The 16087-nt window shown below is 73.0% G+C and carries 15 protein-coding genes; 12 read left to right on the top strand and 3 right to left on the bottom strand.

Features of this window, described 5'->3' with window-relative positions:
- The first annotated feature begins 479 nt into the window (after nt 1-479).
- The gene (locus ACZ49B_RS04710; RefSeq protein WP_468300414.1) at nt 480-860 is read left to right on the top strand and encodes a hypothetical protein; all 381 of its coding nucleotides are present in this window, start codon (nt 480-482) and stop codon (nt 858-860) included.
- Between the two features lie 20 nt (nt 861-880).
- Here the strand turns inward: ACZ49B_RS04710 and ACZ49B_RS04705 are convergent, their stop codons facing one another.
- Nucleotides 881-1885: a polyprenyl synthetase family protein gene (locus ACZ49B_RS04705; protein WP_468300412.1), complete on the bottom strand. Its 1005-nt coding sequence runs from the start codon at nt 1883-1885 to the stop codon at nt 881-883.
- Nucleotides 1886-1959: 74 nt separating this feature from the next.
- Nucleotides 1960-2361 (bottom strand): ATP-binding protein, encoded by a 402-nt coding sequence (locus tag ACZ49B_RS04700; RefSeq protein WP_468300411.1) that lies wholly within the window; start codon nt 2359-2361, stop codon nt 1960-1962.
- Nucleotides 2362-2508: 147 nt separating this feature from the next.
- Here ACZ49B_RS04700 and ACZ49B_RS04695 point away from each other — a divergent pair, with 147 nt between their 5' ends.
- From ACZ49B_RS04695 to ACZ49B_RS04660, 8 genes are all read left to right on the top strand, one after another.
- Nucleotides 2509-3357, top strand: a complete 849-nt coding sequence (locus ACZ49B_RS04695) for a helix-turn-helix domain-containing protein (protein WP_468300409.1) — start codon at nt 2509-2511, stop codon at nt 3355-3357.
- Nucleotides 3317-3577, top strand: a complete 261-nt coding sequence (locus ACZ49B_RS04690; protein ID WP_468300407.1) for a DUF397 domain-containing protein — start codon at nt 3317-3319, stop codon at nt 3575-3577. Before ACZ49B_RS04695 ends, ACZ49B_RS04690 begins: the two co-directional genes overlap by 41 nt.
- A gap of 2 nt (nt 3578-3579) precedes the next feature.
- A complete protein-coding gene (locus ACZ49B_RS04685; RefSeq protein WP_468300405.1) occupies nt 3580-5109 on the top strand; it encodes a serine/threonine-protein kinase in 1530 nt (509 codons plus the stop codon).
- Nucleotides 5109-6662 carry a serine/threonine-protein kinase gene (locus tag ACZ49B_RS04680; protein WP_468300403.1) on the top strand — a complete coding sequence of 518 codons (1554 nt, stop codon included), beginning with the start codon at nt 5109-5111 and terminating at the stop codon, nt 6660-6662. The genes ACZ49B_RS04685 and ACZ49B_RS04680 overlap by 1 nt, the downstream gene beginning before the upstream one ends.
- Before the next feature lie 34 nt (nt 6663-6696).
- Entirely contained in the window at nt 6697-8343 is a 1647-nt protein-coding gene (locus ACZ49B_RS04675) for a serine/threonine-protein kinase (protein WP_468300401.1), read from the top strand.
- A 72-nt stretch (nt 8344-8415) separates the two neighbouring features.
- Nucleotides 8416-10548 carry an acyl-CoA dehydrogenase gene (locus ACZ49B_RS04670; RefSeq protein ID WP_468300399.1) on the top strand — a complete coding sequence of 711 codons (2133 nt, stop codon included), beginning with the start codon at nt 8416-8418 and terminating at the stop codon, nt 10546-10548.
- Between the two features lie 12 nt (nt 10549-10560).
- Complete coding sequence (locus ACZ49B_RS04665) at nt 10561-11751, top strand: lipid-transfer protein (protein ID WP_468300397.1); 1191 nt, start codon at nt 10561-10563, stop codon at nt 11749-11751.
- 43 nt (nt 11752-11794) lie between these two features.
- Nucleotides 11795-12331, top strand: coding sequence for a YcxB family protein (locus ACZ49B_RS04660; RefSeq protein ID WP_468300395.1), 537 nt, complete (start codon nt 11795-11797; stop codon nt 12329-12331).
- Here ACZ49B_RS04660 and ACZ49B_RS04655 read toward each other — a convergent pair.
- Nucleotides 12306-12722 carry a response regulator gene (locus ACZ49B_RS04655; protein ID WP_468300764.1) on the bottom strand — a complete coding sequence of 139 codons (417 nt, stop codon included), beginning with the start codon at nt 12720-12722 and terminating at the stop codon, nt 12306-12308. The genes ACZ49B_RS04660 and ACZ49B_RS04655 overlap by 26 nt on opposite strands.
- 287 nt (nt 12723-13009) lie before the next feature.
- On the opposite strand from ACZ49B_RS04655, the gene ACZ49B_RS04650 reads away from it, so the two are divergent.
- The 3 genes from ACZ49B_RS04650 to ACZ49B_RS04640 are packed head-to-tail and all read left to right on the top strand — an operon-like array spanning nt 13010 to nt 15934.
- Nucleotides 13010-13864, top strand: coding sequence for a MaoC/PaaZ C-terminal domain-containing protein (locus ACZ49B_RS04650; protein WP_468300393.1), 855 nt, complete (start codon nt 13010-13012; stop codon nt 13862-13864).
- A 34-nt stretch (nt 13865-13898) separates the two neighbouring features.
- Nucleotides 13899-14978: a Zn-dependent alcohol dehydrogenase gene (locus tag ACZ49B_RS04645; RefSeq protein ID WP_468300391.1), complete on the top strand. Its 1080-nt coding sequence runs from the start codon at nt 13899-13901 to the stop codon at nt 14976-14978.
- A gap of 14 nt (nt 14979-14992) precedes the next feature.
- On the top strand, nt 14993-15934 hold the full coding sequence (locus ACZ49B_RS04640) for a 3-oxoacyl-ACP reductase (protein WP_468300389.1): 942 nt from the start codon (nt 14993-14995) through the stop codon (nt 15932-15934).
- Nucleotides 15935-16087: the final 153 nt, after the last annotated feature.

Here is a 16087-nt window from a genome sequence, read left to right as displayed (position 1 = left end):
GCGCCGTTGTGGGGGCGGTGCCCCGAGCCCCTGCGCTTCGAGCGCCGGCGGGGCTGGATCGGGTCGGGTGCGGCGCCGTTGCGGGGGCGGTGCCCCGAGCCCCTGCGCCTCGAGCGCCGGCGGTGTCGTCGCCGGGCCTTCGCTCGGGGCCGCGGTCGAGTCCGCCGGGGTGCTGTCCGAGGAGCTCCCGCGCCGCCTGGCGGCGGGGCTCGCCTCGGCGCGGCGGAGGCCCGCCGGGCCGGGCTGATCCACCGGCCGACCGCCGCCGGGCTGCCGACCTGCTCGGTCCGGTCGCCCCGGCCGGCGTCGTCGCCCCGCCCGCGTCGTGGTGGCCCGAGGGCGGGGGCGGATCCCCGACGGGGAAGGGGGAAGCGCCCGCCTCCTCGCCCGCCTCCGCGGCCATCGCCGTCGGCCTCGGCACGTACGCGAAGATCCCCACCTGTGGGGAGAGGGCGGGGCACTTGCCCAAGGGGCGGACCGTGGCCGAGGACCGCCATGCCGAGCAGGCCGACACGGCGCAGACCAGCTGCGCCTGTTATGCCTCCGGCCCGTCCGAGCCGCCGGGCGAGGCGGTCCAGCGGGACCTGATGCTGAGCGGCTTCGGACCCGGGCTCGCAGCCGACGAACAGCAGCGTCGCTTCAACACGGCATGGGGCGACGGCGACCAGGAGACCGGTCTGGGCGTCGGTGACGAGGCCTGCCGGACGGACAAAGGATCCAAGACCGTTTGCGCCCTCGCCGTCCGCGACGGCAACCTCACCGTCGACGCGACCCTCACCCGTGAACGGCACCCCGGGTCGTCGTGTGAGCAGGACGCCAAGGAACTCGCCCGTACCGCGCCGGCGGCCGTGCCGCGCTGACCCAGCCGGGACCGCGGCGCCTATACGGCGGCAGGGACGAGGTGCGTCCGCAGGAGCATCTGCGCCGCGTGGTCCACGAGATGCCGCATGCCCGGTACGTGTTGCTCGTCGCCGTCCAGCGTGGTGAGCAGGCGGTGCGCCTCGCCGCGGAACGCGTCGAGGTCCGCGGCGTACCGGTCGAGCACGGCCGGCGCGAGGAGGAGGCGGGTCAGCTCCTCGCGCGCCTCCTCCGAATTCCGCGCGGCGGCGCACCAGCCGAGGACTTCCTGCCGGGCCCGAGGCGTGGCGGCGTCATCGAGGACGCAGGTGAGCAGATAAGTGACCGTCCCGTTGAGGAGGTCCTCATTGCGGCCGGACAGGATGTCTTCCTGATCGTTGAACAACTGCCACAGGATGCCGAATATGTAGCCGAACTCCCGCCACAGTTCCACTCTTTCGTCACTCGCGCCCGACAATATCGCCCCCATCGCCGTGATCATCGAGAACGGTCCGCCGGATTTCCCGCGGTAGGCCTCGATCACCGAGTTCCGGGTGGCGCCGTCGGCATCTCCGTCGATGTCGCTCAGCTGCCCCTCGGTGCCCACCACCCAGCCGGTCGCGATCTCGGCCGTCAGGGCGCCCTGGACCTCCGCCGACACCGGGAGGGACCGGATGATCTGGATCGGGACCACCGCGCCGCTGAGCACCGAGGCCAGCAGGGCCTCGTTCTGGGTCAGGCTGTCCGAAGCGGACGTGCCGTGCCCGTCGGCCAGGTCGTCGAGGTAGCAGGCCGAGGTCCACCACAGCACGTGCACCGCGGCCAGCGGGACGGCCGGCCCGGGATCCCCCGTCTCGACGGCGTGCACCATCATCGGGAGCACCGACAGGGGATGCTTCAGTTTTTGATGCCGGAGGAGTCTGCTCACCGCGCTCTTCGCGGCGCCCGTACCCGGGGCCGGGGCGAGGCGTAAGAGGGCGGTCGCCAATTCCGCGTCTATGTCCAAGGAGACTTGCCGGTGCAGGTCCGCGTACGTTACGCAATTCACAGGCGATTTCCTTCCTGAAGTGAAATGGGGTCGGCGTTAACGCCCCAGATTGGATCATTTGGTACTGAGGGGATCTAGAGCGATTTTCGGACTTGGCCGGTATTGGCCCGCGCCGGTTCGGTGCGGGGTCCGTCGCATTCGAACCACACCGTTTTCCCGGTGTCCGTCGGCTCGATGCCCCAGCGGTCGGTGACGGCCTCGACCAGACGCAGCCCGCGCCCGCCCTCGGCGAGCTCCCCGCCGTCGGGGTGCACCACGCGCACCGGGCTCGGGCAGTCGTCCGCCACCTCGACACGCAGCCCGCCCGGCCCGCACAGGATGAGCACCGAGCAGGCCCGGCCGGGTACGTGCCGGACGACGTTGGAGACGAGCTCGGTCAGCGCCAGCTCGGCGGCGTGGGTCAGCCCGGCCAGGCCCCAACTGGCCAGGTAGATCCGCAGGATGCGCCGCATGTGCCGGGCCGAATGCTCACTCACGGTGAAGCCCATGCGGTAGCTCTCGCCAAGTCCGGTTGCTGAATGCTCAGTTACGTGATTCACGTCACCAGAGTGGGGCGAGGTGGTTACGCTCGGCTACGGACCGAAACGAACGCCGCAAGGCGTGTACTTGGGGGTGACCGCCTCATGGTCAACATCCGCGACCTCGATCCCAGCGCGTCCCCGCTGGACTACTACGGCGCGGAACTGCGCCGGCTGCGGGAGGCCGCCCGGCTGAAACAAGGGCAGCTCGGGGACCTGATCTTCTGCACGGCCTCGCTGATCGGCCAGATCGAAACGGCGAGGAAGGTCCCGACCCGGGAGTTCTCGGAGCGGCTCGACGCCTCGCTGGACACCGACGGGCTGTTCTCGCGGCTGGTTGGGTTGGTACTGAGGAGTCAGCTGCCGTCGTGGTTCCAGGAGTACGCGGAGATGGAGGCCCAGGCCTCGTACATCTCCACCTTCCAGCCGCAGTTGGTCTACGGCCTGCTGCAGACCGTGGAGTACGCGCAGGCAGTGCTTGGCGTGCGGGGAACGAACGGGCTCGACGTGAAGGTGGCGGCCCGGATGGATCGGCAGCGCATCCTGGACCGCGAGAACCCGCCACTGATGTGGGTGGTGATGAGCGAGGCCGTGCTGTACCAGGAGATCGGTGGCCGGGCGGTCATGCGGAACCAACTCGACCACCTGTTGGCTCTGCAGAGCCGGGAGTGGGTGCGGGTGCAGATCCTGCCCTTCGAGGCGGGCGCCCATGCGGGGCTGATGGGCTCGTTTACCCTCCTGCGCTTCGAGGACGACCCGGACCTCGTCTATACCGAGGACTTTGTCCAGGGCCATATGACGGCCAATCCACAGGCTCTCAGGGAGGGTTCGCTCCGTTACGATCATTTGCAGGCCGCCGCGCTCTCCGTGGAGGACTCGGCGGCGCGGATCGCCCGTGTAATGGAGGAGCGTTATGGGCACCAACCAGAACCTGACGGGCGCAAGGTGGCGTAAGTCCTCGTACAGCGGCGACACGGGCGGCGAGTGCGTGGAGTGCGCCCCCCTCGGCGCCGCCGCCTGGCGCAAGGCTTCGTACAGCGGCACCACCGGCGGTGATTGTGTCGAGGTCGCCGCCCAGCCCTGCCGGATCGCCGTCCGGGACTCCAAGAACCCCGAAGGCCCCGCCTTCACCGTGAGTCCCGCCGCCTTCGCTGCGTTCGTCGGCGCCCTCTAGGAGTGGAGCAGCACATAGGGCCGTTCCGGACGGTCGCTGTGCTCGGCCAGGGGGGGATGGGCCGGGTGGTGCTGGGGGTGGGGCCGGACGGGCGGTACGTCGCGGTCAAGCAGGTGCATGCCGAGCTGGCCGGGGACGAGGGGTTCCGGGCGCGGTTCCGCCGCGAGGTGGACGCCTCGCGGCGGGTGGCCGGCGGCTACACCGCCGCGGTGGTCGACGCCGATCCCGAGGCGGAGATTCCGTGGCTGGCCTCGCAGTTCGTGCCGGGGCCCTCGCTGAGCCGGGCCGTGGAGACCGCCGGGCCGCTGCCCGAGGAAGCCGTGCGCCGGCTGGCCGCCGGGCTCGCGCACGCCCTGGCCGACGTACACCGGGCGGGGCTGATCCACCGGGACCTCAAGCCGTCCAACGTGCTGCTCGCGGAGGACGGCGTACGGGTCATCGACTTCGGCATCGTGCGGGCGGTCGGCGACCAGACGCGGATCACGCACGACGGCTCGCTCATGGGATCGCCCGCGTTCATGTCGCCCGAGCAGGTGCTGGGGCAGGAACTCACCCCGGCCAGCGACGTGTTCTCGCTCGGAGCGACCCTCGTCATGGCCTGTACGGGCAAGGCGCCGTTCGCCGGGAGCTCGGTGCCCCGCATCCTGCACGAGGTCGTGCACGCCGAACCGGACCTGAGCGGGGTACCGCCCCGCCTGCGCGAGGTCATCGCGTGGTGCCTGGCCAAGGACCCGGCCGGCCGGCCGACCACGCGCGAGCTGCTGAGCAGGGTCGGCGGGCTGACGCCGGCGGCGCGGCCGTGGCCGGAGGCGGTGAACACGCTGATCCACGACCAGCTGGTCGTGATGGGCGCGCTGCTGCGCCAGGCCACGGGTCCCGAAACGGCTCCCGCAACGGCTCCGGAAACAGTCCCCTGGTGGCGTCGCCGCTGGCCGCGGCCGCTGGTCGTGGCGATTGCCCTGGTGGGCGTCGTGGCCGCGGCCGGGCTGACCGTGGGGCGGTCGTACCTCGGGGAGACGTACCGCGACTTCATATTGGATGTCCGGTCGGTAGGGCTGGGGCAGAAGAAGGACAAGTACCCGGCGAAGCCCCCGTCCTGTGAACAGGTCCGGGGCGAGTTGAGCGTGCCGTCCGGTTTCGACCAGCCGGCCGGGTTCGGGCCGGTCGAGCAGTCCGGCTCGGCCTATGCCCGCTGCACCTGGACCAACCGGACCGGTGACGAGATCGAAGCGGAGTGGACGTTCTTCTCGACCGAGAAGGGCGCGGGCAGCGGGGCCGAGCGGGCGAGGAAGCGCCTCGAGATCTTCTACGAGCCCGGCAAGACCCGGCGTGACATCGACCTCGGGTTCGCCGACGAGGGTATGTGGCAGCCGCCGCCCAAGGACGACAGGTTTCCGAACTGCCGTCTGTACGTACGGGACGTCAACATGGTGCTCCACGTCTCGGTGACGGGCCCCCGCTACCCGACCGGCACGTGTGAGGCCGTCACGCGGGAGGTCGCCGCCTCGGTCGTGGAACGGGTGGGGAAGTGATGAGGCCGCTCAAGGAGTCCGATCCGGCCACGGCGGGACCGTACCGGCTGCTCGCCGAGCTCGGCCGGGGCGGCATGGGTCGCGTGCTGCTCGGCGCCGCACCGGACGGGCGGCTCGTCGCCGTCAAGCAGGTGCACGCCCGGTTCGCCGACGACGACGGTTTCCGCGTCCGGTTCCGGCGGGAGGTCGCCGCCTCGCGGAGGGTGTCCGGCGCCTTCACGGCCGCGGTCCTGGATGCCGACGCGGACGCGGAGGCGCCGTGGCTGGCCTCGGTGTTCGTGGCCGGGCCTTCGCTGGGGGCCGTGGTGGAGCGCGCCGGGGCGCTGCCCGAGGAGACCGTACGAAGGCTCGCCGCCGGGCTGGCGACGGCCCTCGCCGAGATCCACCGGGCGGGGCTGGTGCACCGGGACCTCAAGCCGGACAACGTACTGCTCGCCCGGGACGGGGTGCGGGTGATCGACTTCGGAATCGCGCGGGTGGCCCGGCCCGGCGAGGTCACCGAGCTGACGCAGGCCGGCACCGTGATCGGCTCGCCCGCGTTCATGTCGCCCGAGCAGGCCGAGGGCGGTGAACTGACCCCGGCGAGCGACGTGTTCTCCCTCGGGTCGGTCCTGGTGCTGGCCGCGACGGGCCACAGCCCCTTCGTGGCGGCGACGGTGGTGCTGACCCTGTACAACGTCGTGCACTGCGAACCCGACCTCCTCGGCCTCCCGCCGGGTCTGCGCGAGCTCGTCACCCGCTGCCTGGCCAAGGACCCGGCGGCCCGGCCGTCCCCGGCGGAGATCCTGGGCCTGACCGGCGCGGCCGACGGTACGCAGTGGCCGCCCGCGGTCGAGCGGATGGCCGCCGCCCAGCGCGAGGAGATCGACGGGCTGCTCTGGGCCCCGGACGGTACGGCTCGCCCGCTCGGGGGCCCGGACGCGGACCCGGACGCGGCGACCGCGACCGCGGTGGCGGTCCGCCCGGAGCGGGCCCACGCGCCACGCGGCCGGCGGCTGCGCCCGCGGAACCTGCTGCTGGCCGCGGGCGTCCTCGCGGCGGCCGGGGCCGGGGTGACGTACGGGTTGCGCGCGCTGGAGGAGCCGCCGCCGGCGGAGGCGGACCGGTACCTGAGCGTGCCGCTCTGCACGGAGGCGACCGGGAAGCTCCCGCTGCCGCAGCAGGAGATGCGGCCGTCCGGCGACAACGATTCGCCCGTGAAGTCGTCCGTGGGCTGCAGCTGGCGGGCGGCCTTCGACGTGGTCGGCGGCGAGGAGGAGCCGAAGCCGCACGCGTCCGTCAGCTGGTCCGTGGAGCGCAGCGGCCGCGTCCCGGGCAGCGGGACGGAGCGCACGCGGTTCAACCTGGGCAGCGGGCGGCCCGAGACCGGTCTCGGGGTGGGGGACGGCGCGCAGTGGTCGACTCCGATGACCGGGCAGACCTGTGCGCTGGGTGTGAGCGACGGCAACCTCCTGGTGCGGGTGGCCCTCGGCGGTCCGCAGCATCCCGCCGCGACCTGCGAGAGCGAGGCGAAGGAGATCGCCAAGGCCGCGCTGGAGGCGATGCCCCGCTGAGCGGGGGCCGAGTGGAGAGGGGGAACAGGGCGGTATGGAAGACCTGGGGCCGTCGGGACCGAAGCACGTGGGGCCGTTCGACGTGCTCGGCGTGCTCGGGCAGGGCGGGATGGGGCGGGTGCTGCTGGCCGCCGGGCCGGACGGGCGGCTCGTCGCCGTCAAGCAGGTGCTCGCGCACTACGCCGACGACGAGGGCTTCCGGGCCCGGTTCCGGCGTGAGGTCACGGCCTCGCGGAAGGTGTCCGGCGCCTACACGGCGGCGGTGATCGACGCCGACGCGGACGCCCCGACGCCCTGGCTCGCCTCGGTGTTCGTGGCCGGGCCGTCCATGGGCGCCGTCGTCGGGGAGGTCGGGGTGCTGCCGGAGGACGTCGTACGGCGCCTCGCGGCCGGGTTGGCGTCCGCCCTGGCGGAAATCCATCGGGCCGGGCTGGTGCACCGGGACCTCAAGCCCGACAACGTGCTGCTCGCCGAGGACGGCGTACGGGTCATCGACCTGGGCATCGCGCGGGCGACGGAGCCCGACGCCGAGGGCGACACCGAGCTGACGCGGACCGGCTGGGTCGTCGGCTCGCCCTCGTACATGTCGCCCGAGCAGGCCGAGGGCAAGCCGCTCACCCCTGCCAGCGACGTGTTCTCGCTCGGCTCGGTGCTGGCCATGGCGGTGACCGGCCGCAGTCCGTTCGCCGGACCCTCCGCCCTCAAGACGCTCTACGACGTGGTGCACGCCGAGCCCGACCTGAGCGCCGTTCCGCCGGGGCTGCGCGAGGTCGTCGCGAGCTGCCTGGCCAAGGACCCGGCCGCCCGGCCGTGCCCGGCGCGGTTGCGCGAGCTGATCGGTCCGGTGGCGCCGGCGGGTCGGCAGTGGCCCTCCGCCGTGTACGGGATGATCGCCGCGCAGCGGGCGGAGATCGACCGGCTGGTCGACGGCCACGGCCACGGCCACCCCGACGGCGACGGCCCCGCCGAGCCCTCGGCGCCGCCCGTCCCGGCCCCCGTACCCCGACCCGCGCTCGAGCCGCAGAAGGGTCCGGCCATTGCGGACACGAAGGAGACCCCGCCGAGCGTCCCGCTGATCCCGTCCGTCCCGCCCACCCCGGCCGTCCCCCCGGACACCCCCCGCTCCCGCAGCCCGTGGCGCGCTCCGCGCCGGGTCGCGGCCCTGGCGGCGGTCGGTGTCCTCCTCGTGGCCGGTACAGGGGTCGCGCTGTACGTACGGGACCGGGTCACGACCCCTCTTGCGTACACAGCCGTCCCGACCTGCCGGACGGCGTACGGGAAAGTGCCCCTGGCGTTCGCGTCGCCGGCAGGTGACACCCGCTCCGAGACGGCCGAGCGCGTGCAGGCGGCCTGCAACTGGGACGGGCTCCGCACCGCCGCTTCGCCGGCCGGACTGGTCCGGTGGGACCTGAGTCTCGGCGGGAACGCGGACACCAACGCGGCGGCGCAGAGGCGGCGTTTCCAAGGGGAGGCGACCGGCCGGCGCGAGGCGCCCCGCCTCGGGTTCGGTACCGAGGCCTATTGGGGCTCCCCCGGTTCGGACTGGAGCTGTGTCCTCTCCGTCCGCGAGGGCAATCTCTCCGTCTGGGTGGGCCTCCAGGCGAAGCCGTACACCAAGGGCGACTGCGAGACGAAGGCGAAGGAGGTGGCCCGGGCCGCGCTGAAGGCCGCCACTCGCTGATCCGGCACCCCGGCCGAAGAACACGGTTGTCTGACCTTCCGTCAGAATGGAACGTGTTCTAATCTGCCGCGCATGGGCATCGGAATCACTGGGGAACAGCGGGAGTTGGCCGGAGCCGTACGTGGCTGGGTGGCGCGGGCCGTGCCGCCCGAGGAGGTGCGCAAGCTGCTCGACACCCCGCCGCAGACCGGGGTGCGCCCCGCCTACTGGGACGCGATGGCCGCGCAGGGGCTGCTCGAGCCGCACCTGGAGGGCGGCACCCTGCTCGACCTGGCCGTCGTCGTCGAGGAGGCCGCCCGGGCCGCGCTGCCCGGGGCGTTCCTGCCGAGCGCGCTGGCCTCCGTACTGCTGGAGCGGGCCGGGGCGCAGCCCCTCGACGGGCGGGTCGGCGCGGTCGCCCTCGGCCCGGGGACCCTGAACGCCGTCGCCGTCGAGGGCGGCGGGTACCTCCTCGACGGCGAAGCACCCCCGGTGCTCGGCGCCGGGGAGGCCGACCTCGTGCTGCTCGCCGCCGAGGCCGCGCACGGCACGTGCTGGTTCGCCGTGGACGCCGCCGCACTGGACATCCGTACGCACGAGAGCGCCGACCCGACCCGGCCCACCGCCGAGGTGCGGGCCCGCGCCGTCAGCGTGCCGCCCGGGCGCCTGCTCGGCCTGGACGCGGCCCTGGTCCGGGACCTGGCCTGCACGCTGTTCGCCGCCGACGCCTGCGGCACCGCCGCCTGGGCGCTGCACACCGCCGCCGAGTACGCCAAGGTGCGCGAGCAGTTCGGCCGGCCCATCGGGCAGTTCCAGGGCGTCAAGCACCTGTGCGCCGACATGCTGGTGCGCCTCGAACAGGCCCGCGCCCTGGCCTGGGACGCCGCCCAGGTGAGGGACGAGCCGGCGCCGGTGCGCTCGCTCGTGGCCGCGCTGGCCGCCGGGAGCGCGCTCGACGCCGCCTACTCCTGCGCCAAGGACTGCATCCAGGTCCTCGGCGGGATCGGCTTCACCTGGGAGCACGACGCGCACGTGTACCTGCGCCGGGCCGTCGTCGCCCGCCAGCTCCTGGGGCCCGGCGACGGGCACCGCCTGCGGGCCGTCCGGCTGGCGGCGGCCGGAGCCCGGCGCGAGCTGCGCCTGGAACTGCCCGCGGACGCGGAGACCCACCGCGCGAAGGCCCGTACCGCCATCGAGGACGTGCGCGGGCTCGACCCGGCGGCCGCCCGGCGGATCCTGGCCCCCACCGGGTACGCGGCCCCGTACCTGCCGCCGCCCTACGGGCTCGGCGCCGGGCCCGCCCAGCAGCTCGTCGTCCAGCAGGAACTGCGCGCGGCCGGGGTCAGGCTCGCCGACCTCGGGATCGCCACCTGGGTCGTGCCCTCGCTGCTCGCCTACGGGACCGACGCGCAGCGGGAGCGGTACCTGCCGGCGACCCTGCGCGGGGACGTCGCCTGGTGCCAGCTCTTCTCCGAGCCGGGGGCGGGCTCGGACCTGGCCTCGCTGCGGACCAGGGCGGAGCGGACGGCGGACGGCTCCTGGAAGGTCAACGGACAGAAGGTGTGGACGAGTTCCGCGCACAGCGCCGACTTCGGGATCCTGCTGGCCCGGACCGACCCGGCCGCCCCCAAGCACAAGGGGCTCGGCTACTTCGTGGTCGACATGAAGAACACCCCGGGGATCGACGTGCGCCCGCTCAAGGAGATCACCGGCGAGGCCCTCTTCAACGAGGTCTGGTTCGACGACGTCCTGCTGCCGGCGGACGCCCTCGTCGGCGCCGCCGACGACGGGTGGAAGGTCGCCCGCAACACGCTCGGCAACGAGCGGGTCCACATGGCCGACCAGATGACCTTCGACACCGCGCTCGAGGCGCTGATCGCCCGCTCGGCGGAACTCGACGGTGCGTACCGGGCGCGGATCGGGGCCCTCACCGCCGAGGCGCACGCCCTGGCCTGCATCGGGCTGCGCACCACGCTCCAGCAGGTGTCGGGGCTGGAGCCGGGCGCGGGTGCGTCCGTACGCAAGCTCGTCCAGACCCCGCACCAGCAGCGGACCGCCGAGCTCGCGCTCGAACTGCTGGGCCCGGCGGGCGCGGTACGGGAGGGGGCGGGGGAGCGGGCGGTGCACGGGATGCTCATGTCCCGCTGCCTGACCATCGCCGGGGGCACCACGCAGGTCCAGCTCAACGTAGTCGCCGAGCGGATCCTCGGCCTCCCCAGGGACTAGGAGTTGTCGGGCATGAAGTCGTACATCGTGGGCGTCGGCATGACGAAGTTCGAGAAGCCGGAGTCGAAGGACTGGCAGTACTGGGACATGGCGAAGGAGGCCGGGACCGCGGCGCTGGCGGACGCGGGGATCTCGTACGAGGACGTCGAGCAGGTGCCGGTGGGGTACTGCTTCCAGGCCTCCACGGCGGGGCAGCGGGCCGCGTACGAGCTGGGGCTGAGCGGGGTCCCGGTCTACAACGTGAACAACAACTGCGCGACGGGCTCGACGGCGCTGATGATGGCGCGGCAGTTCGTGGAGGGCGGGATCAGCGACTGCGTGCTGGCGCTCGGCTTCGAGAAGATGAAGCGCGGGGCGCTGGGCGGCGGGGCGGACGGCGGCGACTTCAAGACCTCGCCGGTGGCCCGGCACTACGGGATCATGGCCGCGGGCCACGGCTTCGAGATGTCCCCGCCCACCGCGCAGATCTTCGGGAACGCGGCGCGCGAGCACATGGAGCGCTACGGGACCACGGCCGCGCAGCTGGCGGCGGTGGGGGCGAAGAACCACCGGCACTCGGCGAACAATCCGAACGCGCAGTTCCAGGACGTGTACACGGTGGAGGAGATCCTGGCGGCGAAGCCGATCCACGAGCCGCTGACGAAGCTGCAGTGCTCGCCGACCTCGGACGGGGCTGCGGCCGCGGTGGTCGTCTCGGAGCGGTTCGTCGTCCGGCACGGCCTGCACGACAAGGCGGTCGAGATCGTCGCGCAGGCGATGACGACGGACACGGAGGAGTCGTTCGCCTCCGGCTCGTGCATCGACGTGGTCGGCAAGCCGATGACGGCGGCGGCCGGGCGGGCGGTGTTCTCGTCCTGCGGACTCGGCATCGACGACGTGGACGTGATCGAGCTGCACGACTGCTTCTCGATCAACGAGCTGCTGACGTACGAGGCGCTCGGCATGTGCGAGGAGGGCGCCGCCGGGAAACTGGTGGAGTCGGGCGCGACGACGTACGGCGGGCGGTGGGTGGTGAACCCCTCGGGCGGCCTGATCTCGAAGGGCCACCCCCTGGGCGCCACCGGGCTCGCGCAGGCGGCGGAACTGGTCTGGCAGCTCCGCGCCGAAGCGGGCCCCCGGCAGGTCCCGGGAGCCCGCATCGGCCTGGCCCACAACATAGGCCTGGGCGGCGCGGCCGTCGTGACGCTGCTGCGGCGGGGCTGACCCGTTCCGCGGCTCCGGGGGCTCGGGGATAGGCTCCGGCCCCGTGAGCGACATGCGCGAGACCTCCTTCAGCGTCACCGGCAACGTGACCCGGGACGAGTACACCGAGGCGGCCAAGGCGGCCGGGCTGCTGCGCAGGGGGCGGGCGGTGGCCGCTCTCGGCACGGTCTTCCTGGGCGCGGCGAGCGTGTCGCCGACCCCGGGCGGCCTGACCGTGCACCCCGTCTCCCTCGGCATGGCGGTGGCGTACGGCCTCGTCGTGCTGCTCGTCCTGCCGCGGCTGGCGGTGGCCCTGGGCTTCCGCTCCGGCCGGGCCGCCGAGCAGAAGCGGGCCGTGGTGGACGGTGCGGGCATCGAGGTGTTCCGCGGCGGGGAGTCGCAGCGGATCGTGTGGGACGAGGTGCGCCGGTACCACGAGACGCCCCGGCTGCACGTGTTCGTGGGCCGCTCGCGCCGCCGGACGTGTCTCGTGGCGCTGCCGAAGCGGCTGTTCACCGACCCGGGCGAGAGCGACCTCCTCGCCGCCCTCGCCCGCTCCCGCGCAGGCGACGGCTCTACGGTTCCAGCGTCGGGTCCGTGACCGCCTCGCCCGTCACGGCGCGGCGGACGGCGTCCGCCAGCGCCCCGGGCGGGTCGTCCCGCAGCACCACCCCCGCCGCTCCCGCGGCGAGCGCTCCTTCGACCAGGCCCGGCCGGGCCGACCCGGCCAGCAGCAGCACCCGGCACTCCGGGGCCTCGCAGCACACCGCCGCCACCTCCGCGAGCACCTGCGGCCGGTCCGCGTCCACCAGCGCCACGGCCGGACGGGCCGTCAGCGCCGCAGCGCCCACGTCCGCACCGGGCGCGACCCGGGCGACCACGTCGAGGTCCGGCTCCAGCTCGAGCAGAACCGCCAGCGCGCCGGCCGACGTGCCCGGACCCTCCGCCAGCAGGACCCGCAACGACCTCGCCGTACGGAAATTCCGAGGCATCTCGCTCACCCCGCCACCCTAAGCGGCCCCGAGGGTGTGGGGGCACGTCCCACGCCGCCCGAGCGCCCGGCAACACGCCCCGCCGAACGTCATCCTGACGTGGAGTCAGGAGTCTTCCCAAGTGATGGGGCGTGCGTTATACATTCCTTCACCGGTCCGACCTAGAACGCGTTCTAGAAGGCGGCCGGTCCCGCAAACGACCTCGGTGCGGCCGACGGTGCGGACGACCGCACCGAGGTCTTCCAAGCAGAAGCAAACGGGAACCGAAACAAGGAGCAGCATCCTCAATGCCGATCGATGCCGCCAGGGCCCTCGCCGCAGACCCCCGCCAGGGGACCATCGCCTGGGACCACAAGGACATCCAGCTCTACCACCTCGGTCTCGGAGCAGGCATCCCTGCCACCGACCCCGACGAGCTGCGCTACACGCTGGAGTCCAAACTCCACGTACTCCCCAGCTTCGCGACCGTCGCCGGCGCCGGCATGGCCATGATGGGCGGCCTCGCCGCCCCCGGGATCGAGGTCAACCTCGCCCACGTCCTGCACGGCGGCCAGTCCATCGAGCTGCACCGGCCCATCCCCGTCAAGGGCAGCGCCACCTCCTCCGCCAAGGTCGCGGCCCTCTACGACAAGGGCAAGGCCGCCGTGATCGTGCTGCGCACCGAAGTCGTGGACGCCGACGGGCCGCTGTGGACGAGCGACGCGCAGATCTTCGTACGGGGAGAGGGCGGGTTCGGCGGCGACCGCGGGCCCTCCGTCAAGTCCGAGCTGCCCGAGCGGGCGCCCGACCGCGTCGAGGAGCGGCACATCCGCGAGGAGCAGGCGCTCCTGTACCGGCTGTCCGGCGACTGGAACCCCCTGCACGCCGACCCCGAGTTCGCCAAGATGGCCGGCTTCGACCGGCCCATCCTGCACGGCCTGTGTTCGTACGGGATGACCCTCAAGGCCGTGGTCGACACGGCGCTGGGCGGGGACGTCTCGCGGGTCCGCGCCTACCGCACGCGCTTCGCCGGGATCGTCTTCCCGGGCGAGACCCTGCGGATCCGGATGTGGGAGGAGCCGGGCCGGGTCCGGGTCTCGGTGACCGCCGTCGAACGGGACGACGCGCCGGTCCTCGCCGACACCGTCGTCGAACACGCGTAACGCCCGACCTTCGCGACACACAAGGAGCCGCACCGTGCGCGCAGCACTGCAGAGCGAGATAGGCCAGGACAAGCTCGAAGTCGTCGACGACATGGAGACCGCGGGCTTCGGCCCCGGCAAGGTCAAGATCCGCATCAAGGCCACCGGCCTGTGCCACTCGGACCTCTCCGCCATGAGCGGAGTACTGCCGCAGCCCGCCCCCTTCATACCCGGCCACGAGGGCTCGGGCGAGATCGTCGACGTCGGCGACGGGGTCACCACCCACGCCGTCGGCGACCGGGTCCTCGTCTGCTGGCTGCCGCCGTGCGGGCACTGTCCCGCGTGCAAGCGCGGCCAGGGTCACCTGTGCCTGGAGTCCTTCGCGAACGTGGCCACGCCCAACTTCCGCCGCACGGGCGGCGGGGACATCTTCGGCTTCGCCGGCACCGGCACCTTCGCCGAGGAGATGGTGGTGCCCGCCGCGTGCGCCGTACCGATCCCCGACGACCTGCCGTACGACATCGCCGCGCTGATCGGCTGCGGGGTGACCACCGGCCTCGGCGCGGCCATCAACACGGCCGAGGTGAAGGCCGGGTCCTCGGTCGCCGTCATCGGCTGCGGCGGCGTCGGCATCTCCGTCATCCAGGGCGCCAAGGTGCAGGGCGCGGCGCAGATCGTCGCCGTGGACCCGGTGGCCTCGCGGCGCGAGGCGGCACTGCGCTTCGGTGCGACCGAGGGGGTCGCGCCGGAGGCCTTCGCCGACGCCAAGAACCGGATCACGGGCGGCGAGGGCTTCGACTACGTCTTCGAGGTCGTCGGCAAGTCCGCGACCACGCAGACCGCCTACGAGATGACCCGGCGCGGCGGCTCCGTCGTCGTGGTCGGCGCGGGCGCGCTCGACGACAACTACTCGATCAACATGTTCTCGCTGTTCTTCGACGAGAAGAAGATCCTGCCGTCCATGTACGGGGGCGGGGACGTGCTCCGCTCGTACGAGCGCACCATCGCGCTGTGGCGGGCCGGCCGGGTGGACCTGGCGGGCCTGATCACCCACCGGGTGCACCTCGCCGAGATCAACGACGCCCTCGACCAGATGCGTACGGGTGTCGCCCTGCGCACCTGCATCGAACTCTGAGAGGAATCCGGTACATGTCACTGCCACTTGAGGGGCTGTGCGCCGTCGTCACCGGCGCCGGCCGCGGGCTCGGCCGGGCCGAGGCGATCGAGCTCGCGCGGCTCGGCGCGAGCGTGGTCGTCAACGACTTCGGGCAGCCCGGTCGGGACGGCTCCGGGGAGGCCTCGGCCGCCCCGGCGGAGGAGGTGGCCGCCGAGATCCGCGCCGCGGGCGGGCGGGCGGTGGCGCACCTCGGCGACGTGGCCGACTTCGAGCAGGCGCGCGAACTGGTCGACCTGGCGGTGTCCAGCTTCGGGAAGCTGGACATCCTGGTCAACAACGCGGGCATCCTGCGCGACCGGATGGTCTTCTCCATGTCGGAGGAGGAGTGGGACTCGGTCATCCGGGTGCACCTCAAGGGCCACTTCAACACCACGCACTTCGCCTCCGTGCACTGGCGCGAACGCTCGAAGGCGGTGGGCGGCCCGGTCTACGGCCGGATCGTCAACACCTCCTCCGAGGCCTTCCTCGGCGGCTCGGCCGGCCAGCCGAACTACGCGGCGGCCAAGGGCGGCATCGTGGGCCTGACGACCTCGACCGCCCTGGCCCTCGCCAAGTACGGGGTGACGGCCAACGCCATCTGCCCGCGCGCCCGGACCCGGATGACGGAGGACGTGTTCGCGGGCTTCCAGGTCCCGGAGGAGGGCAAGCTCGACCCGCTGGCCCCCGAGCACGTCGCGCCACTGGTCGGCTACCTGGCCTCGCCGGCCTCGGCGAGGGCCAACGGGCAGCTGTTCGTCGTGCACGGCGGGATCGTGGTCGTGATGGAACGCCCGAAGGTGGCCGCCAAGTTCGACACGGGCAAGGAGGCCTTCTCCTACGAGGAGCTGGACGAGCTGCTCACCCCGCACTACGCCTCCCGCCCGGCCAACGAGACGTTCGCCGCGGTGGAGGTCCTGAGCCTCAAGCACGACTAGGGGTATCGATTCCGCTGCGCGGGGGGGGGGGGGGGGGGGGGGGGGGTGGGGGGGGGGAGGGGGGGGGGGGGGAGGGGGGGGGGGGGGGTGGGGGTCCAGGGGACGGGGATCTCCGTGCCGTCAGAGGTCGCGGTGAAGATGTACGGATCCCGT

This window comes from Streptomyces sp. NPDC031132 (genome assembly GCF_055570595.1).
This window is presented reverse-complemented; position numbering and strand designations above follow the sequence as displayed.